Genomic DNA, 17,239 nt, shown 5'->3' with positions numbered 1-17,239 from the left:
TTGGTTTGTAGTCGAAATTAAACTAGCTAGATTAGGTAAAACCGTTTTATTTACGTGCGTAAAAACTGGGTTTTTGAGCGCATAAATTTATCAAACTTGCCCCACTTATCCCGCTGCCTTAAATATGTCTTATTGCAAGCTGTGTGATTGTTTGCGTTTGGTTTTGCTTTAGTGGCAAGCTAAAGCCACGAATAGGCGCAGAAATTTGGCTTTGCTTGCTTTTTAGGGCTTTTTTGGATAGTGATATTGCTTTTTAAATTTGAAAATAGCTACTTTTTGGCGGCTTATTTATTGTCTGTCGTGGCATAATGCAAGCCGCATAATAGCGGTAGATTTGCTGGGCTTGTGCCCCCCCTTTTTTTGTTGATGCTTCATAGATTTTGTGCTAAGTCCACCCGCAAAGCACTAAAAATCATACTGATTTATTTGGACTGCTTGGGGACAAATTTAGCGTAGGGCTTTACGCACAGTCGATTAAATTTATCTCGTATAGGCGGCTTTAATGGTGCAAGTTTTGCTAGACTAAGTCTTTACCTTCATTTAAAGAGTGCGAAAGTAATGCGGTAAAAATAAAATTTAAGTAATGATTAAATTTTTTGCTTCATTTTTTACCTAGCTTATAGCACCTGCTGCTAAAACCAAACTTTAGCCACTTTAAAAACTTCTCAAGTTTTGCGCCTGCTAAGCCATACACTGCCGTACTCTTACTGGTTTTCAAGCCGGCTCAAAGGCTGGCTTTTAGATTTTAAAGACGCATAATAGCGGTAGTGCCAAAGCCGCAATAACGAATTAAAAGCTTTTAAATTACTGCAACACGCTTAAAAGCAACACCTTTTCAAAATAGATGTTTCTTTTTAAACAAAGTTTTAGAATTTATAATTATACCCCAGATAAACTCCAGCATTTCGCTCTTTTACCTTGCTTGGCTCAAATTTATCGTTTTTTACCGTAGTGTATGGTGCCTGCTTTAAAGCCAAACTCAAGCCCATTATGCTCGTTTATATCATAAACTCCGCCGAGTTTGCGCCCAAAATACCCCCCCATCGCTACCACTATCAGAGCCTACACCACTTATAAATTTATGCGATTTAAGTCAAGCTCCACATCGCCGTAGCTGTCTGCGATGGATTTTTTAGCCTTAAAATCATACTTATAGCCGCCATAAACCCTAGCAATGTCAAAATCATAATCCACTTTTAACCCTAAGTTAAACTTCTCCTTTTTAAAATCAGTTTTTGCTCCATCGCTGTCTTTATCTTTGTGTCAAAAGTGTTAATCCGCTGCCAAATTGGGCAAATGCGCCTTGTGTCATAGCTTGGCTAGCAAGTCCAGCAATCACAAAACTGCTTAGTAAGATTTTTCATAATGTCTCCTTGTGTAAAATAGAAGCTAATCTTATGCACCCCCCCCACTTTTTTTATTTTTTGCTTAAATTGAGCAAAGATTTAAAAATATGGCTGGAAATTTAAAAAATCTCCTTTAAGCAATAACCTCGCTTTATAAAACTCCAAAAGCAATCCCTATGTCACATATATAAGTGGCTTATTTATTTTACTTGCATTGCATTGTAATATACTTACTAACATCTAGTTTAGCTTTACTTTACTTAGACTTAGTGGTTTAATCCATGAAGTGGTACAAAAAGCTAAGCTTTGACTTACGGCATAGGAGTGCATAAAGGCCATAAGGTGGCTTAGCAGGATAACTGTAAATAAAGTGTGAGTAGACAAACATATAGTTTTTACTATGTAGTCTAGTTGGGTGTGATATTAGACGTATAAGGTAGTGGTGTTTGGCTTTTATTGTGGATTAAATTTGTAGGTAAGGTGATAGTAGTATTAAAGGAGTTTTTAAAAATTAAACGGCGCACTTATGATGTTGCGAATGAGCTTAAACGGGCTTAAAAGCGTATCTGTAAGCACCTGCGTTTCATAAGTCGGCTCGCTCGTGGTGCCAGATACTTTTATCACGGTCGAGAGCGAGCGGTCTTTGCCTAGGATTATATGCCCAAGTAGCGGAATTTGTCCGATTGTGTTACTCACCGCTTTTAAAAACCTAAGCTCAAGTGTAAAATTAAGTGCATCTGTTTTTAGATTTATGCTTCCATTTCCCAGCAGATCCGAACTAGTGCCGCTTAGATAAATAGCATCAAATTTAAGCTCATCGCCATCTTTGTTAAAGCGAACTTTGCCGCTATTTACCTTAAAACCTTTTTCGTTAAAATCGGGCGTTTTTAGGCTTAAAAGCGAAGGTATAGTGTCAATAAAGCTTAAGAGCTTTTGGTAAAAAACATAGTCTTTTAGGTAGGTATTTTTGGCGTTTAACTCGCCTTTAAAATGATCCTCATTAGAGCCTGAGGCGACTAAATCAAAGCTGCCATCGTCAAAGCTATCCTTTAAGCCTAAGCTATTTACGCTAGCCGCAGTTAGATTGCTCGCAGCTAGATGCCAGGAGGTAGCGTTTTTGTTTAGCCTTATGCTACCTGAGTATTTTGGGCTTGCGTTTAGGTTTATGCTCGCTCCGTTTTTGATTATTTCATAGCTGCTAAACTCTAGCGTCCCATTTTTGGTAACCAAATTTGAATCTTTGCCGATTATTTTTAGCATGACTTTATCGCTAGGGTTTGATTTTTCTTTATCGTTAAGCAGCTCTTTTGCATCTACATCAAGACCGTTAAGCCATATATTAGCGGTGTTATTTGCGTATTCTAGCCTTAGTTTGCCGTCGCTAGTTTTTGCATTTACTTTATCGTTTTTAAGACTAATATCAAAGCTAGCCGTGTCATATGCTGCACCATTAAGCAAAAGCGGAAGCTTAAAGCCAGCCTCATTTACTCTTATTTCGTAGCTGCTTAAATTATCGCTAGCGACATGAATGCTTTTAAAATCATGAATCCCAAGCGTATCCTTAAGACTAAAATACTCAAGCACGTTTTTTGAATTAAGCTCTATTTTTAGCCCTTTGCCAGTATCTAGTTTTACGCCATATTGTGGTACTTCTAGCTTAGTTAAGCCATCGCTAAATCGAAGTGCGGCGCTTACTTGCTTATCTTTTAGGATTATTATGTCTGCTATGTTTAGGTTTAAATTCTGCGCGTTTAAATTCGCTCTATCTTGCCTTAAATCCACATCTGCTTTTATGTCCGCTTCTAAAAATCCTAAGCTAGCCCCTTTTGCATTTATTAAAAGTGTTGAGTTTTTGTTTAAGCTCACCCTCGCTTTTTTTACAGTTAGGCTCATTTTGCCTATATTTAGCTCGCTTTTTGTCGCCTCAAATTCCCCAAAAGCCACGACATTAAAAGGCTCAAAAGCCATTTTTATGGTTAAATTTGTACTTAAATTGCCAGAGTTTTGAAAAAGCGGCACGTTTATATCGTACGCTTTTAGTATGCTTTTTATATCATCTTTAAAGGGTGCATTCGTGCGGATATTTAGCACAAGCCCGGCTTTATTATTAAAAATATCGTGAATAAAAAGAGAGCTTGAGCTTAGCTCATGGCTTTGATATTTTGGCTCATGCAGGCTAAAATCAAGCTTGCCGCCTTTAAGTTCTATGTCCACGCTTTTTGCGGTGGCTGGAGGCAGGGAGTTATTAAATTTAACGCTTAGATTATCTGCTTTTAGCCTTGCTTTTATTTCGTTTAAATAGAGATTTTTGCTCTTTAAATTTGCCCTTGCACTTAGGCTTTCTAGGCTGTAGTGCTTGGCTTTTATATTACCATCTATCCACTCTCTTATTTCGTGATTTAGCCCAGCTTTTAGCTCTATTGCATCCATAAATTCTTTTATTTCGCTTGCGCTTGTGTCATAAATTTTATATTTTAGCTCACTAAAGTGAAGCTCTGCGCTTATTTTGCCGCTTATCTCATAGCTTTTAAACTCTCCGTTAAATTTAAACCTCTCCTTAAGTGCTTCTATGCTTGCTGTGCCCTTTAAATTTAAATCAAAATCCTTTAAGCTTAGGCTCTTGATGTCGATAAAATCGATATGTTCGTTGTCTTGCTTTTGTAGGCTAAGGCTAGCTCTTAGCGTATCAGTATCCACAAAAAGCCTGCTTCCATCATAGCTTAAAAGTATGTTTTTATCGCCTATTTTTAGGGTATCTAGCTCGATTTGCTTAAATAATAAATTTAAAAAATATATTTTCGTGCTAAGTCCAGCAAGTATGGCTGGATTAAATTTGTCGCTATTATTTTTGGAGCTTTTAAGATAGATATTTTTTGCTTTGAGAATGAGTTTTTTATCTAGTTTTATGTATAATTGCGAGATTTTTACGTTACCAGCTTGAAAATTGGAAATATTAATGCCACGTAAAAGCATAATAAAAATAGAAAGCAAAAAAATGAAAAAAAGTAAGATGAATTTATATTTTAGCTTTATCGATTTAGCTCTCATTTTGATAATATCAGTCCTTTTTTATCTCTCTAGCGCCATAAGCGTACCAGCCGTTCTTTACGTGCCAAAGGGTGGCGTGGGTGAAATTATAGCCTATTTATCTAATCATCAGATAAATTTAAGCTTAATCGATAAATATAGCCTGCGAATTTTGGGGCGTCCGCAGTCTGGTTGGATAGGGCTAAGGGGGTACGGAGAGCTTAAAAATGGCTTAATAAATTTAACCCATGGCGATTTTTTATACGCTCTAACAAAGGCAAAGGCTGCGCTTGTGAACGTTACGTTAATTCCTGGTGAAACTAGGGTTATGTTTTTTAAAGAGCTTAGCAAAAGCTTAAACTTAAACGAAAGTAGGCTAAATAGCGAATATGAGGCGCTTGCTCCTATGGCTGATGGCTTTATCGTGCCTGAGACTTATAGCGTGCCAAAGGGCATAGGCGAGCGTGGCGTGGTGGCGTATCTTTTAAGAAATTCGGCGCGCTATCATGAAGCGCTTGCAAAAAGGGCGTTTGGTAAGTATGACAAAAAGCAGTGGGCCAGGGTGCTAACCGTGGCTAGCATAGTGCAAAAAGAGGCAGCAAACGAGGCTGAAATGCCTCTTGTTGCAAGCGTGATTTATAATAGGCTAAAGCTTGGTATGCCTTTGCAAATGGACGGAACTTTAAACTATGGCGCGTACTCTCATCAGAAAATAACCCCTGAGCGTATTAGAAACGATAGAAGTGCTTTTAATACTTACATTAATAAAGGGCTGGTGCCGTATCCAGTATGCGCAGTCTCGACCTCAGCTATTAGAGCGGCTGTCTCGCCTGCAAAAAGTGAGTTTTTGTACTTTGTGCTAGATAGAAAAACTGGCGCGCATAAATTTAGTAAAAGCTTAAATGAGCATAATCGAAACATAAAAGGGCAAAATTAGTATTTTTAAGCGTGATATAAGTAAAAATAATGCAAAAAAGTGCTAGAGTTAAACAAAATTTAAAAGGAGAGTAAATGAGTGATATAGTATGGACAAAAACTGACGAATCCCCACTACTATCAAGCTATCTACTTTTGCCTTGTATAAAGGCTGTGTGCGAGCGTGCTGAGATAAGTATTAAAGAGGTGGATATATCCCTGGCTGGCAGGATTTTGGCGGCTTTTGGGCTGGCTAGTGATGGGCTGGCTGAGCTAGCTGAGCTTGTGAAAAAACCAGAGGCAAATATCATAAAATTACCAAATATTTCAGCCTCCTTACCACAGTTAAATGCCGCTATTAGGGAGCTTAGAGCAAATGGCTATGACGTGCCAGAGTATCCAGATAGCCTAGATAGTGATGAGGCTGTAAATATAGCCCAAAAGTACGCAAAGGTGCTAGGAAGTGCGGTAAATCCAGTCCTAAGAGAGGGAAACTCCGATAGACGAAGCACAAAAGCGGTTAAAGACTATGCTAAAACTCATCCGCATAAAATGGCGCCTTGGAGTAGGGATAGTAAGGCTAGGGTCTCTTGCATGAGCGAGGGTGATTTTTATGAAAATGAAAAGTCTTTGATATGCCAAAAAGATGACGAGATAGCGATTAAATTTACCTCAAAAAATGGCGAGAGCGTGCTTTTAAAAGAGGGGATAAAAGTAGGTGAGGGCGATGTTTTAAGTGCTACATTTTTAAGCGCGGCTAGGCTTGATGAATTTATTAAAAAAGCAGAGAAAGAGGCGCGAGATGAGGGGTTGCTTTTTAGCCTTCATTTAAAGGCTACGATGATGAAGGTCTCTGATCCAGTTATATTTGGACGCGCTCTTAGAGTCTATTTTAGCGAGCTTTTTGGCGAGTTTGAAACTGAGCTAGCTGAGGCTTGTGTTATGGCTGATAATGGGCTTGGGGACTTGCTTGAGCGAGTAAAAAGCCTGCCTGGTGAAGTAAGTAAAAAGATAATTGATAAGCTTAATCAAATCATAAGCCAAAAAGCACCCCTATCAATGGTAAATAGCGACGCTGGTATCACTGGGCTTCATGTGCCAAGCGATGTCATCGTAGACGCTAGTATGCCAGCTCTTATACGTGCTGGTGGAAAAATGTGGGATAAAAATGGCGAGCTTAAGGATGCACTTGCTGTTATCCCTGATAGGACTTATGCGACGCTTTATGCGGCTTGTATAGACGATATGAAAGAAAACGGTGCGCTTGATGTAAGTACAGCTGGAAGTGTGAGTAACGTAGGTCTAATGGCCAAAAAGGCTGAGGAGTATGGAAGCCACGATAAGACTTTTGTAGTTAAAGAGGATGGTGAGGTCGAGCTAGTTGGCTCAAATGGCGAGAGTTTGCTTAAATTTAATGTAAAAGCTGGGGATATTTTTAGAGCCATGATAGCCAAAGACGAGGCTATAAAAAGCTGGGTGAAGCTAGCTATAAATAGGCATAATGCAAGCGGCGAGCGGCTGATATTTTGGCTAGATGAAGCTAGGGCGCATGATGCAAATATGATTAAAAAAGTGCGCTATTATATGCAGGAGTTTAAATTCCTCGGCGCTTATGTAGTGCTTGATTATGTAAGCGCGATGCGAGCGAGCCTAGCTGCGATACGAAATGGCGAGAATGTCATAGGCGTAACTGGAAACGTACTTCGTGATTATCTTACCGATCTTTTCCCTATCCTCGAGCTTGGCACTAGTGCAAAAATGCTAAGTATTGTGCCGCTACTAAATGGCGGAGGGCTGTTTGAAACAGGGGCTGGTGGCTCAGCGCCAAAGCTAGCCCAGCAGCTAATAAATGAAAATCACCTACGCTGGAATAGTCTGGGCGAGTACCTAGCTCTTGCAGCAAGCCTGGAGCATCTAAGCTCTAAAAAGCCAGCCGCTAAAATTCTAGCAAATACCCTAGATGCTGCCATAGCTAGGTGGCTAAATGACGAGCGCGAGCCAAAGAGCAAGGTGGGCGAGATGGATAATCGCTCGAGCCATTTTTACCTACTTCTTTACTGGGCAAACGAGCTTGCAAAATCGCAGCTAGGGGATAAATTTAAAGATCTAGCCACGGCTTTGGCTAAAAACGAACAAAGCATCACTGGAGGGCTTTTGGCGGTGCAGGGTTTTAGCGTGCAGCTAGGGGGCTATTATCATTTAGATGATATGATGGCTACGGCTGTTATGAGCCCAAGTCCAGCGTTAAACTCAATAATTAAGAGCCAGATATGAAAATCTCCATAATCGGCGCTGGTAATGTCGGCGCCTCTATCGCTTATGCGCTTTGTATGCGCGAAGTGTGCGAGGAGATCGTACTGCTTGATGTGGTGGCTAATGTGGCTAAGGCAAAGTCCATAGACATAGCTCAGGCTTCTCAAATTTTTGGCACAAAGGTGCGCATAAGTGGCGGCGATGAGTGGGTGCGTCTAGCTGGTAGTGATATGGTGATTATCACTGCTGGAAGCCCTAGAAAAGCGGGACAAAGCAGGGAGGATTTACTTCTTAAAAATGCCTCGGTTGTAAAAGAGTGCGCTAAAAATATAGCGGTTTACGCTCCAAAAGCCATAATCGTAGTCGTTACAAATCCACTCGATGAGATGGTCTGGGTGGCTTATAAGGCTAGTGGCTTTGCCAAAGAGCGAGTTTTGGGTATGGCTGGCGAGCTTGATAGTGCTAGGTATCGCTATGAGGCGGCGGTTGTGGCTGGTGCAGATGAGAGCGAGATGCGCGGCATAGTCATCGGCTCACACAGCGATATGATGACGCTTGTGCGTGGTAGCTTAAGCCTAAACTTAAGCGATGATGAGTTTAATCAAGCGCGTGAGAGCACGATAAATGGCGGAGCTAGCATAGTAAAGCTTTTAGGCACGTCGGCTTATTACGCACCAGCAGCTGGTGTTGTCGCAATGTGTGAAAGCGTAGCTGGCGAGCTAAAAAGAGAGGTGGTTGCCAGTATTTTAGTAGATGATGAGCTAGTTTCTGGACGGCTTGTAAGGCTTGATAGAGTAGGGCTTAGCGAGATTTTAAAGCTTGATCTAAGTGATGATGAGCTTAAAACACTAAGCAAAAGTGAAGCAAAAATCAGAGAAAATATAAATTTTTTAAAACAAAATATCTAAGGAAAAAAATGATAATCAAAGAAAATGTTCCTGTTTGGACTGATGAGAGCAGGTGCAAGGCTTGCGACATCTGCGTGAGCTACTGTCCTGCAGGTGTGCTAGGTATGCGCCAAGATCCGCATGCGGTGCTGGGTAAGATGATTACAGTCGTACACCCTGAGTCCTGTATAGGGTGTAGGGATTGCGAGTTGCACTGCCCTGATTTTGCCATTTATGTTGCGCCAAAGGGCTTTAAATTTGCCACTCTTACGCCTCAGGCAAAAGAGCGAGCTGCGGCTGTAAAAGCTAATAAATTTGTAAAGCTTTAGGAGAGGGCGATGAGAGAGCTAATAGCAACAGGAAATGAGCTAGTCGCAAAGGCGGCTATTGAGTGCGGGTGCAATTTTTTCGGTGGGTATCCTATCACTCCAAGTAGCGAAATAGCCCACGAGCTTAGCACGCTTTTGCCAAAAAATGGCGGTAAATTTATCCAAATGGAGGACGAGATAGGCGGCATTAGCGTGGCTTTGGGAGCTGCTATGAGCGGAGCAAAAGCGATGACTGCTAGCTCAGGACCAGGTATATCGCTAAAAGCGGAGCAGATAGGCTTAGGCTTTATCGCTGAAATCCCTCTAGTAATCGTAAACGTAATGCGTGGAGGCCCAAGTACTGGGTTGCCTACTCGTGTGGCGCAGGGGGATTTGTTGCAGGCTAAAAACCCAAGCCACGGCGATATGAATATGATAGTCCTAGCTCCTGCAAGCTTAGAGGAGTGTTACACCGAGACGGTGCGCGCGTTTAATTTAGCTGCGCGCTTTATGACGCCAGTTATGCTGCTGCTTGATGAGACGATAGGGCATATGCAAGGGCGCGCTGTAATACCTGAAGTAAGCGAGCTTGAGATAATCTTAAGACGAGAGTTTGATGGAGATCCATCTGAGTATAAGCCATATGCCGCAGCCCCTGATGAACCAGCTACGCTTAATAAATTCTTTAAAGGCTACCGCTACCACATCACTGGGCTTCACCACGGTGAAACTGGCTTTCCGACTGAGGATGGCAAGATAGTTGAGTATAACATAAACCGCTTATTTAATAAGGTAAATCACCATCTTGACGAGGTAAGCTTAAGCGAGGAGTTTATGCTTGATGATGCTGAGATTTGCATAGTGGCGTTTGGCTCTGTGGCTCGTGCAGCAAAAGAGGCTGTGCTAAATTTGCGCCAAAATGGCGTGAAAGTAGGGCTGTTTAAGCCTATCACGCTTTTCCCACTTGATGAGACAAAGCTAAAGACTATTGGGGATAAATTTAAAAAGCTTTTAGTGTGTGAGCTAAATTTAGGGCAGTATAGCGGCGAGATTAAAAAGGCTATCTTGCGCGATGATTTTGCTACACTATTAAAGGCAAACGGTCGCCCACTAAGTCCACAAGAAATACAAAGAAAGGTAGAGCAAACCTATGGCGTTTAATTATGATAACTATTTAAGAACTAGCAAGATGCCAACGCTTTGGTGCTGGGGCTGCGGAGACGGAGTGATACTAAAAAGCGTAATCCGCGCCATAGACGAGCTAGGTTGGGATATGAATGATGTGTGCGTTGTAAGTGGCATAGGCTGCTCTGGACGCTTTAGCTCGTATGTAAACTGTAATACAGTTCACACCACACACGGACGTGCCATAGCCTACGCCACCGGTATAAAGCTTGCAAATCCAGACAAAAAAGTAATAGTCGTAACAGGCGACGGCGACGGACTAGCAATAGGTGGAAATCACACTATACACGGCTGTCGTAGAAATATAGACATTAACCACATTTTGATAAATAACTTCATCTATGGGCTTACCAACTCCCAGACTAGCCCAACCACTCCGCGTGGGTTTTGGACTGTTACGGCTCAGTGGGGAAATATCGAGAATAACTTTGACGCTGCAAAGCTTGCAACAGCGGCTGGAGCGACATTTGTCGGGCGTGAGAGCGTGATAAATCCAGAGCGCATAACTAAGCTTTTAAAACAGGGCTTTAGCCATGAGGGGTATAGCTTTTTTGATATATTCTCAAACTGCCATATAAATTTAGGACGTAAAAATAAAATGGGCGAAGCCACACAGATGCTTGAATGGATAAAAGCTCGCACTACGAGCAAGATAAAATTTGACCAACTCTCAAGCGAGGAGCAATTGGGGCTATTTCCTATGGGTGTGCTTCATCATGACACTACAAGAACCGAGTACACAAAAGCCTATGATATGGTGATAAAAGCGGCTCAAAGTGGCGGCAAGGTAGATTTTAAGGAGATAGTATGAAGGCGCAGCTTAGATTTGTCGGAGTAGGCGGGCAGGGTGTTATACTAGCTGGAGAGATACTGGCTGCTGCAAAGATAGAAGCAGGTGGATATGGCATAAAGGCGTCTACATACACATCACAAGTACGCGGTGGTCCAACAAAGGTTGACATTATCCTAGATGATAAAGACATACTCTATCCCTACGCAAACGAGGGTGAGATAGACTTTATGCTCGCTACTGCTCAGATAAGCTATGAGCAGTTTAAGGATGGCGTAAAGGAGGGTGGCATAATAGTCATAGAACCAAATCTAGTGCGAGCTAGCGAAGAGGACAGAAAGAGATGGAGAATCTATGAAATTCCCATCATCACAATTGCTAAAGAGGAGGTGGGTAACGTCATTACTCAAAGTGTCGTCGCTCTTGGCGTAGCTGTAGGGATGAGTGGGTGTATAGATGAGGCTGCAGTGCGTGATGAGATGCTAAGCACTGTACCCGAAAAGGTAAAAGCAGCAAATGAAAAAGCCTATGTACTAGGATTAAAATACGCAAAAGAGCTTATGAAATAGGGCTTATTCTACTTTTGATTTCTTGGCTTTGCGGACGTTGTGATACGATTTGCCCCGCAAAGCTTTTAAATTTATCTTACTCTGATTATGATATTGTATTGGCGCATTTTGTTTGTAGCTTGTAATGTAGCGAGCTTTCGATTAAATTTAGGCTTTTTAAAAGCATAATGCTGTTTTCAATTATAGAAAATAGTAGGTGTAACGTCATTACTCAAAGTGTCGTCGCTCTTGGCGTAGCTGTAGCGATGAAGTGGGCTCATATATGAAATCTGCTCCAAAAACACAACACAATTGGCATTTTTAAGCCGCGGTACGATTTTTATCATTTTACAACATAGGATTAGTATAAAAATCTGGAGAGCATAGACAAATATCAAATATTAGGGCTTTTGTTTTTGCTACGAGAAATCTTGAGAAAGAAAATATATTATGGCTTTTTAAAATAGGAAAAATAGCTTAAAATAAATAAAAAGGTAAAATATGGGCTTTTTTATGTATTTTGTATTGAAAACTGTAATTTTCAAACTTTTTTATATACCTCTACTCTGGTCATTATAAACATATTTAAAGTATCGATTTTATAGTGCCTTTGTCCATATTACCTTTTGTATGAAATGAAATTATCCATTAAATTTATTGTATTTTAGTATGATAGTTTTTAACTTTTATTTTATGTATTATTTTACGTATTTAAAAAACAAAAATTACTGCACTTGTCTTTTGTTTATTTATTGGCTTGTTAGAAAAAAAAGGTTATAATTAAGCCAAAAACAAGGAACTCTGTGAAATACCCTTTAGACTGTGAAGAAGATGTAAAAACCTCATTTATGTTTTGGTTGGCTAGATATGTTAAATTTAAACTTAATTCACTCTCTAATAAAGAATTAAGAGACCCGCATGCCTTAAGTAGCGTAAATTATAGGTTAGCTAGGGGCGTGCCTAGTATAGATGAGCTTGATGGTATGGTAAAGGAGGCTAGAAATGCTGGGCTAACTGGTGTAAGCACGTACTTTAATCCGTTAAGAAAGTTTTATGATACGCTCATATACTACCCTATTGGGAGCTTAAAGCAGATTGACGAGGAGCTAATAAGCGAGATTTTGGCTAGCATTACTGGTGGTTTAAGCGATGCAAGTCGCAAAAATTACCGCATTTCGATTATAAATTTTTTCTCATTTTTAGATAAACAAAACGAAGAGGATGGCAAGGCGCACGTATTTGACATAGGGCTTAAAAACTGGCAAGGCATCACTGGAAATAGCGGGACAAAGCTACCTGAATATATGAGTGAGGACGAGGTTAAGAGATTTTTGCAAGCCATAGATGAGGCGGAGTTTAAAAACAATACTAATCGAAATAAGCTCATACTTAAAATTATCATTTTTACTGGTATTAGGGTCAGCGAGGCATTAAATTTAAAACGCAAAGACATATATGAAGATGGAGAGCTTTATAATATCAGAATACGAGCCAAAGGTAATAAATATCGCGTCGTAATGGTAAAGCGCTACCTCATAGAGCCTTATTTAGATGCCATTGCGATAAACTATATCAACAAAGAAGGTTATCTTTTTATCAATAAAAAAGGCGGCAGACTCACTCAGGCATATGTTAGCCGAATAGTCGAACAGGTGCTTTTTAAAGCAGGCATAAGAAAGGCGAAAAACGGCGCACATATGCTTAGGCACACCTTTGCTACCCTACTTTATAAAAATCAAAAAGACCTGGTTTTGGTACAAGAAGCCCTTGGGCATGCTAGCCTAAATACTTCACGAATTTACACCCACTTTAACAATGAAAAGTTAAAAATAGCTGCCGAAGTTGTAGCTGAGATAAACGAAGGTGTGAGTAGTTAGTAGTAGTTAGTATCAGTCGTATCAGGTATAAATCCAGCACCTATGCCTTGAATTTTATGAGCTGATGGCTTTCCACCACTTAAAACAGGAGAACTTTCAGGCTCTACAGCTACCATACGTGTATTATAGCCACTTTTTCTAAGCTCTCTAGCTACACCAGTAATAGTTCCACCAGTACCCACTCCGGCTACAAACGCATCAAGAGTTGGAAAATCTGACATTATCTCAGGTGCAGTGGTAAGTTCATGAGCTTCTGGATTAAATTTATTCTCAAACTGACTAAGCATGACATATCCATCTCCTGCTGATAGCTCTTTTGCTTTTTCTATGGCGCCTTTCATTCCCTTTGCAGCTTCAGTAAGTACTAGCTGTGCGCCATAAGCAGCCAGTATGCGCCGCCTTTCTACGCTCATGCTCTCAGGCATAGTAAGTATTGCTCTAAGCCCGTGTTTCCGCCCTACTCGCTTAAAAGCGATAGATGAGCCATAAACTCGCTATATTTTGGACTTTCTAAAAGCTCAAAATCCTTTACTGTGTGATGAAATTTTTGGGGTACTAGCGCTTACAGTGTCTAAAAAGGCGATTTGTTAGCCTTTAAATTTACATCAAAAAAGCGATACGCACCCAGCTGTACACTATAGCCGCTTTTTAAGCCTAGTTTTCAAGTAATGAGCTATAGAAAATATTAAAGCATCAGCCTTTTAGGCTTTCTTTTACAAGGCTTAAAATTCAGGCTGAGCTTTTAAATTTATTTAAACCAAATTTTAACCGATATATGAGACTATATCCAGCCCAAAGCCGCTAATTCCGACAAATTCCCTATTTTTACTAGAGCTTAAGAGTTCGATTTGTTTTACGCCAAAGTGCTTAATAATTTGTGCGCCTATGCCGTAGTCTTTAATTAGCTCGCTGCTTGCGCCTTGTGTGTCAAGAAATACGAGTATGCCGCCCTGCTCGCTTAAAAGCGATAGATGAGCCATAAACTCGCTATATTTTGGACTTTCTAAAAGCTCAAAATCCTTTGCTGTGCGATGAAATTTAACCCTCGTTTTCTCGCCGATATTTCCAAACGCGTAGGCTTCGTGAGTGCGTCCTTTGTGGTCTTTTATCCTGTATTTTAGGGCTTTTAGCCCAGCTAGGCTGGCTGGTTCTGGCGGACAGACGTTTATTAGGCTTTCGTGTGATAGACGGTAGCTTACTATGTCTGAGACTGAGACTATATTTAGGTCAAATTTTTTGCAAAATTCCTCCAAATAATCGCGCCTAGCCATACTTCCGTCCTCTTTTACGATTTCACAAATTGCCGCCATCGGCGCAATGCCAGCTAGCTTACATAAATCAACTGAGCCCTCCGTATGTCCTGTGCGTACGAGTACGCCGCCCTTTTTAGCGATGAGTGGGAATATATGCCCTGGGCGGACGAAGTCATCTGGTTTTGACGTGGGGTCTGCGGCTAGGCGTATGGTAAGATCTCGCTCTGGTGCGCTCACGCCTGTGGTTGCCTCTTTTGCGTCTATGGTGATTGTAAAGGCTGTTTCGTGGCTTGAGGTGTTATCGCTTACCATGAGTGGCAAATTTAGTCTTTTTGCGTTTGATTCATTCATCGCTAGGCACAGCACGCCTTTTGCGTGGGTTATGGCGAAATTTACCTTTTCAGCCGAACTAAACGCCGCGGCAAAGACTATATCCCCCTCATTTTCTCTATCCTCATCATCGACCATTACGACCATTTTGCCAGCTTTTAGATCGTTTATGGCCTGTTTTACCTTTTCAAATGCCATTGTTTTTCCTTAAATTTTGATAATAAAACCCAAATTATAGCTATTTTTACATTAGGGCTGGCTTTACGCTTGGTGCATATATGTGTCATCGTAGCTATTGTCTAATCTCGCTTTTATCGCTTTTGAGTATTCGCCTGCTAGGATATTTTGCGCTTCTAGGGCTTGGATTTTTTCTAGGATTTCTTTGGAGCTTGGAGCATAAAATTCGCGGTTTATCTGGGCTATGCTTAGTCTGATTTTTGCTTTTTTTACGATTTTTATCTCGTCCCCTGCCCTGCACTCTCCAGTTTGCACGACGCGGTAGTACCAGCCCCCACGCCCACTTTTAAATATCTCTTTGGCAAAATCCGCCCTACCCCAGCGTCTGCAAAGCGTAAAACATGGCTTTCTGGGCTGAGAGACTTCAAGCACTATGCTACCTATTTGGTGCCAGTCGCCCACATAGACGCTAGTCTCATCCAGCCCTTTTATGCTTAGGTTTTCGCCCATTCCGCCAAGTGGCATATTTTTAAGCCCTAAAAACTCCTCCCAAAAAGCATAATTACTGCAAGCATTTGCAAATACAGCCTTATCTCTGCCACCGTGATGCTTTGTATCTGCGACAAAATCCCCCACAAATCCCTCGCTCTCACATCTAAGTGCGCCTTTGATGCTATTTTTTATAATTGCGCTTTTGTAGGCTTTTTTAAGTGGATCTGTTGAGTTTTTATCGCCTAGTTCTAAAATTTTACCTATATTTAGTGACATTAAAATAGCTTGCATAACCTCTCCCCTAAACCTTAATTTAATAATAATATTATATTTTTTCTGATAAATTTATGATTAAAATAATAAAAAAGGATTGCCGATGATATATGAAAACATCACTCAAACCATAGGAAACACGCCTGTAATAAAGCTAAAAAGCCAAACAGGAGAGGCTGAGATATACGTAAAAGTCGAGTATTTTAACCCAGGTGGTTCAGTCAAAGACAGAATAGCCTTAAACATGATAGATAAGATGATGAAACAAGGGCTTATTAAAAAAGGCGATGCTATAGTCGAGCCAACAAGCGGAAACACAGGCATCGGAATAGCCCTAATAGCAGCTGCTTTTGGACTTAGAGCAATACTTACTATGCCTGAGAGCATGAGCGTAGAAAGGCGGCGCATACTGGCTGCTTATGGCGCACAGCTAGTACTTACTGAAGCTGCAAAGGGAATGAAAGGCGCCATAGAAAAAGCAAAAGAGCTATCAGCAGGAGATGGATATGTCATGCTTAGTCAGTTTGAGAATAAATTTAATCCAGAAGCTCATGAACTTACCACTGCACCTGAGATAATGTCAGATTTTCCAACTCTTGATGCGTTTGTAGCCGGAGTGGGTACTGGTGGAACTATTACTGGTGTAGCTAGAGAGCTTAGAAAAAGTGGCTATAATACACGTATGGTAGCTGTAGAGCCTGAAAGTTCTCCTGTTTTAAGTGGTGGAAAGCCATCAGCTCATAAAATTCAAGGCATAGGTGCTGGATTTATACCTGATACGACTGATACAGGCTTGATTGATCAGATTGAAAAGGTAAAAGACGATGAAGCTATGGCAGCAGCTAGAGAGCTTGCTAAAAGCTATGGGCTTATGCTAGGCATTAGCTCTGGTGCTGCTTATGTGGCTGCAAGGAGAGTAGCACGGGAGCTAGGAGAGGGGAAAAAGGTGCTATTTTTAGCCGCTGACAATGGTGAGAGATATCTAAGCACACAACTATACGAGGCTTAAATTATGTTTAAAAGCTTACGTGAAGCCATTGCCACAGTGCGCGCAAAAGACCCATCAGCTAGAGAGTGCTGCGATTTGGCGGTGCTTTTAAATACCCCAGGGCTTCACGCCGTAGCTATTTATCGCATGACGCACGCTTTGTGGGGGCGAGGCTTTATCTTTATGGCGCGCTTTTTGTCGCAGGTTGCTAGATTTTTAACAGGCATAGAGATACATCCTGGCGCAAAGATAGGCAAGAGATTTTTTATAGATCATGGCATGGGTGTAGTCATAGGTGAGACCGCAGAAATAGGTGATGATGTGATGATGTATCACGGCGTTACGCTGGGAGGGACTGGTAAAGAAAGAGGTAAAAGACACCCAACTATAAAAGACGGCGTAGTCATCGCCACAGGCGCAAAGGTGCTGGGTGCTATAGTCGTGGGAAAGGACGCTAGAATAGGTGCAAACTCAGTCGTACTTGCCGATGTGCCAGACGGAGCTACTGTGGTGGGTGTGCCAGCTAAAGTAGTAAGAGTAAATGGCAAAAAGCTCCCAGAGCCTGAGTTTTTTATTTAGCCTAGTAGTGT

The 17,239-nt window shown here is 41.1% G+C and carries 15 protein-coding genes; 10 read left to right on the top strand and 5 right to left on the bottom strand.

What is annotated here, in order from left to right; translation table 11 throughout:
• Positions 1-1,071: 1,071 nt before the first annotated feature.
• Both LBC_RS09030 and LBC_RS05100 read right to left on the bottom strand, forming a co-directional pair.
• On the bottom strand, positions 1,072-1,194 hold the full coding sequence (locus LBC_RS09030; RefSeq protein ID WP_260173284.1) for a hypothetical protein: 123 nt from the start codon (positions 1,192-1,194) through the stop codon (positions 1,072-1,074).
• 656 nt (positions 1,195-1,850) lie between these two features.
• Positions 1,851-4,394 carry an AsmA-like C-terminal domain-containing protein gene (locus LBC_RS05100; protein ID WP_221253157.1) on the bottom strand — a complete coding sequence of 848 codons (2,544 nt, stop codon included), beginning with the start codon at positions 4,392-4,394 and terminating at the stop codon, positions 1,851-1,853.
• Between LBC_RS05100 and mltG the strand changes: the two genes are divergently transcribed.
• The 8 genes from mltG (at position 4,342) to LBC_RS05060 (ending at position 13,136) form a co-directional block, all read left to right on the top strand.
• Positions 4,342-5,310 (top strand): endolytic transglycosylase MltG, encoded by a 969-nt coding sequence (mltG, locus tag LBC_RS05095; protein ID WP_221253155.1) that lies wholly within the window; start codon positions 4,342-4,344, stop codon positions 5,308-5,310. The genes LBC_RS05100 and mltG overlap by 53 nt on opposite strands.
• A 74-nt stretch (positions 5,311-5,384) precedes the next feature.
• The gene (locus LBC_RS05090) at positions 5,385-7,562 is read left to right on the top strand and encodes an NADP-dependent isocitrate dehydrogenase (RefSeq protein WP_221253153.1); all 2,178 of its coding nucleotides are present in this window, start codon (positions 5,385-5,387) and stop codon (positions 7,560-7,562) included.
• Positions 7,559-8,449, top strand: coding sequence for a lactate/malate family dehydrogenase (locus tag LBC_RS05085; protein ID WP_221253145.1), 891 nt, complete (start codon positions 7,559-7,561; stop codon positions 8,447-8,449). The genes LBC_RS05090 and LBC_RS05085 overlap by 4 nt, the downstream gene beginning before the upstream one ends.
• An 8-nt stretch (positions 8,450-8,457) precedes the next feature.
• Complete coding sequence (locus tag LBC_RS05080) at positions 8,458-8,757, top strand: 4Fe-4S binding protein (protein WP_221253142.1); 300 nt, start codon at positions 8,458-8,460, stop codon at positions 8,755-8,757.
• A gap of 9 nt (positions 8,758-8,766) precedes the next feature.
• A complete protein-coding gene (locus LBC_RS05075; RefSeq protein ID WP_221253141.1) occupies positions 8,767-9,897 on the top strand; it encodes a 2-oxoglutarate synthase subunit alpha in 1,131 nt (376 codons plus the stop codon).
• On the top strand, positions 9,887-10,732 hold the full coding sequence (locus LBC_RS05070; RefSeq protein WP_221253140.1) for a 2-oxoglutarate ferredoxin oxidoreductase subunit beta: 846 nt from the start codon (positions 9,887-9,889) through the stop codon (positions 10,730-10,732). Before LBC_RS05075 ends, LBC_RS05070 begins: the two co-directional genes overlap by 11 nt.
• On the top strand, positions 10,729-11,280 hold the full coding sequence (locus tag LBC_RS05065) for a 2-oxoacid:acceptor oxidoreductase family protein (protein WP_221253139.1): 552 nt from the start codon (positions 10,729-10,731) through the stop codon (positions 11,278-11,280). Before LBC_RS05070 ends, LBC_RS05065 begins: the two co-directional genes overlap by 4 nt.
• Positions 11,281-12,062: 782 nt before the next feature.
• On the top strand, positions 12,063-13,136 hold the full coding sequence (locus tag LBC_RS05060; RefSeq protein ID WP_221253135.1) for a tyrosine-type recombinase/integrase: 1,074 nt from the start codon (positions 12,063-12,065) through the stop codon (positions 13,134-13,136).
• Here the strand turns inward: LBC_RS05060 and LBC_RS05055 are convergent.
• From LBC_RS05055 to LBC_RS05045, 3 genes are all read right to left on the bottom strand, one after another.
• Positions 13,133-13,612, bottom strand: a complete 480-nt coding sequence (locus LBC_RS05055) for a pyridoxal-phosphate dependent enzyme (RefSeq protein WP_260173462.1) — start codon at positions 13,610-13,612, stop codon at positions 13,133-13,135. The two genes, LBC_RS05060 and LBC_RS05055, sit on opposite strands and share 4 nt — an antisense overlap.
• Before the next feature lie 288 nt (positions 13,613-13,900).
• Positions 13,901-14,917, bottom strand: coding sequence for a bifunctional 3,4-dihydroxy-2-butanone 4-phosphate synthase/GTP cyclohydrolase II (locus tag LBC_RS05050; protein ID WP_221253128.1), 1,017 nt, complete (start codon positions 14,915-14,917; stop codon positions 13,901-13,903).
• A gap of 63 nt (positions 14,918-14,980) precedes the next feature.
• A complete protein-coding gene (locus LBC_RS05045; protein ID WP_221253127.1) occupies positions 14,981-15,679 on the bottom strand; it encodes an MOSC domain-containing protein in 699 nt (232 codons plus the stop codon).
• A gap of 85 nt (positions 15,680-15,764) precedes the next feature.
• Between LBC_RS05045 and cysK the strand changes: the two genes are divergently transcribed.
• Both cysK and cysE read left to right on the top strand, forming a co-directional pair.
• The gene (gene cysK / locus LBC_RS05040) at positions 15,765-16,670 is read left to right on the top strand and encodes a cysteine synthase A (protein ID WP_221253126.1); all 906 of its coding nucleotides are present in this window, start codon (positions 15,765-15,767) and stop codon (positions 16,668-16,670) included.
• Positions 16,671-16,673: 3 nt separating this feature from the next.
• A complete protein-coding gene (cysE, locus tag LBC_RS05035; RefSeq protein WP_221253125.1) occupies positions 16,674-17,228 on the top strand; it encodes a serine O-acetyltransferase in 555 nt (184 codons plus the stop codon).
• The last annotated feature ends 11 nt before the right edge of the window (positions 17,229-17,239 follow it).

Source organism: Campylobacter sp. 19-13652 (assembly GCF_019702925.1).
Classification (GTDB): domain Bacteria; phylum Campylobacterota; class Campylobacteria; order Campylobacterales; family Campylobacteraceae; genus Campylobacter_A.
This window is presented reverse-complemented; position numbering and strand designations above follow the sequence as displayed.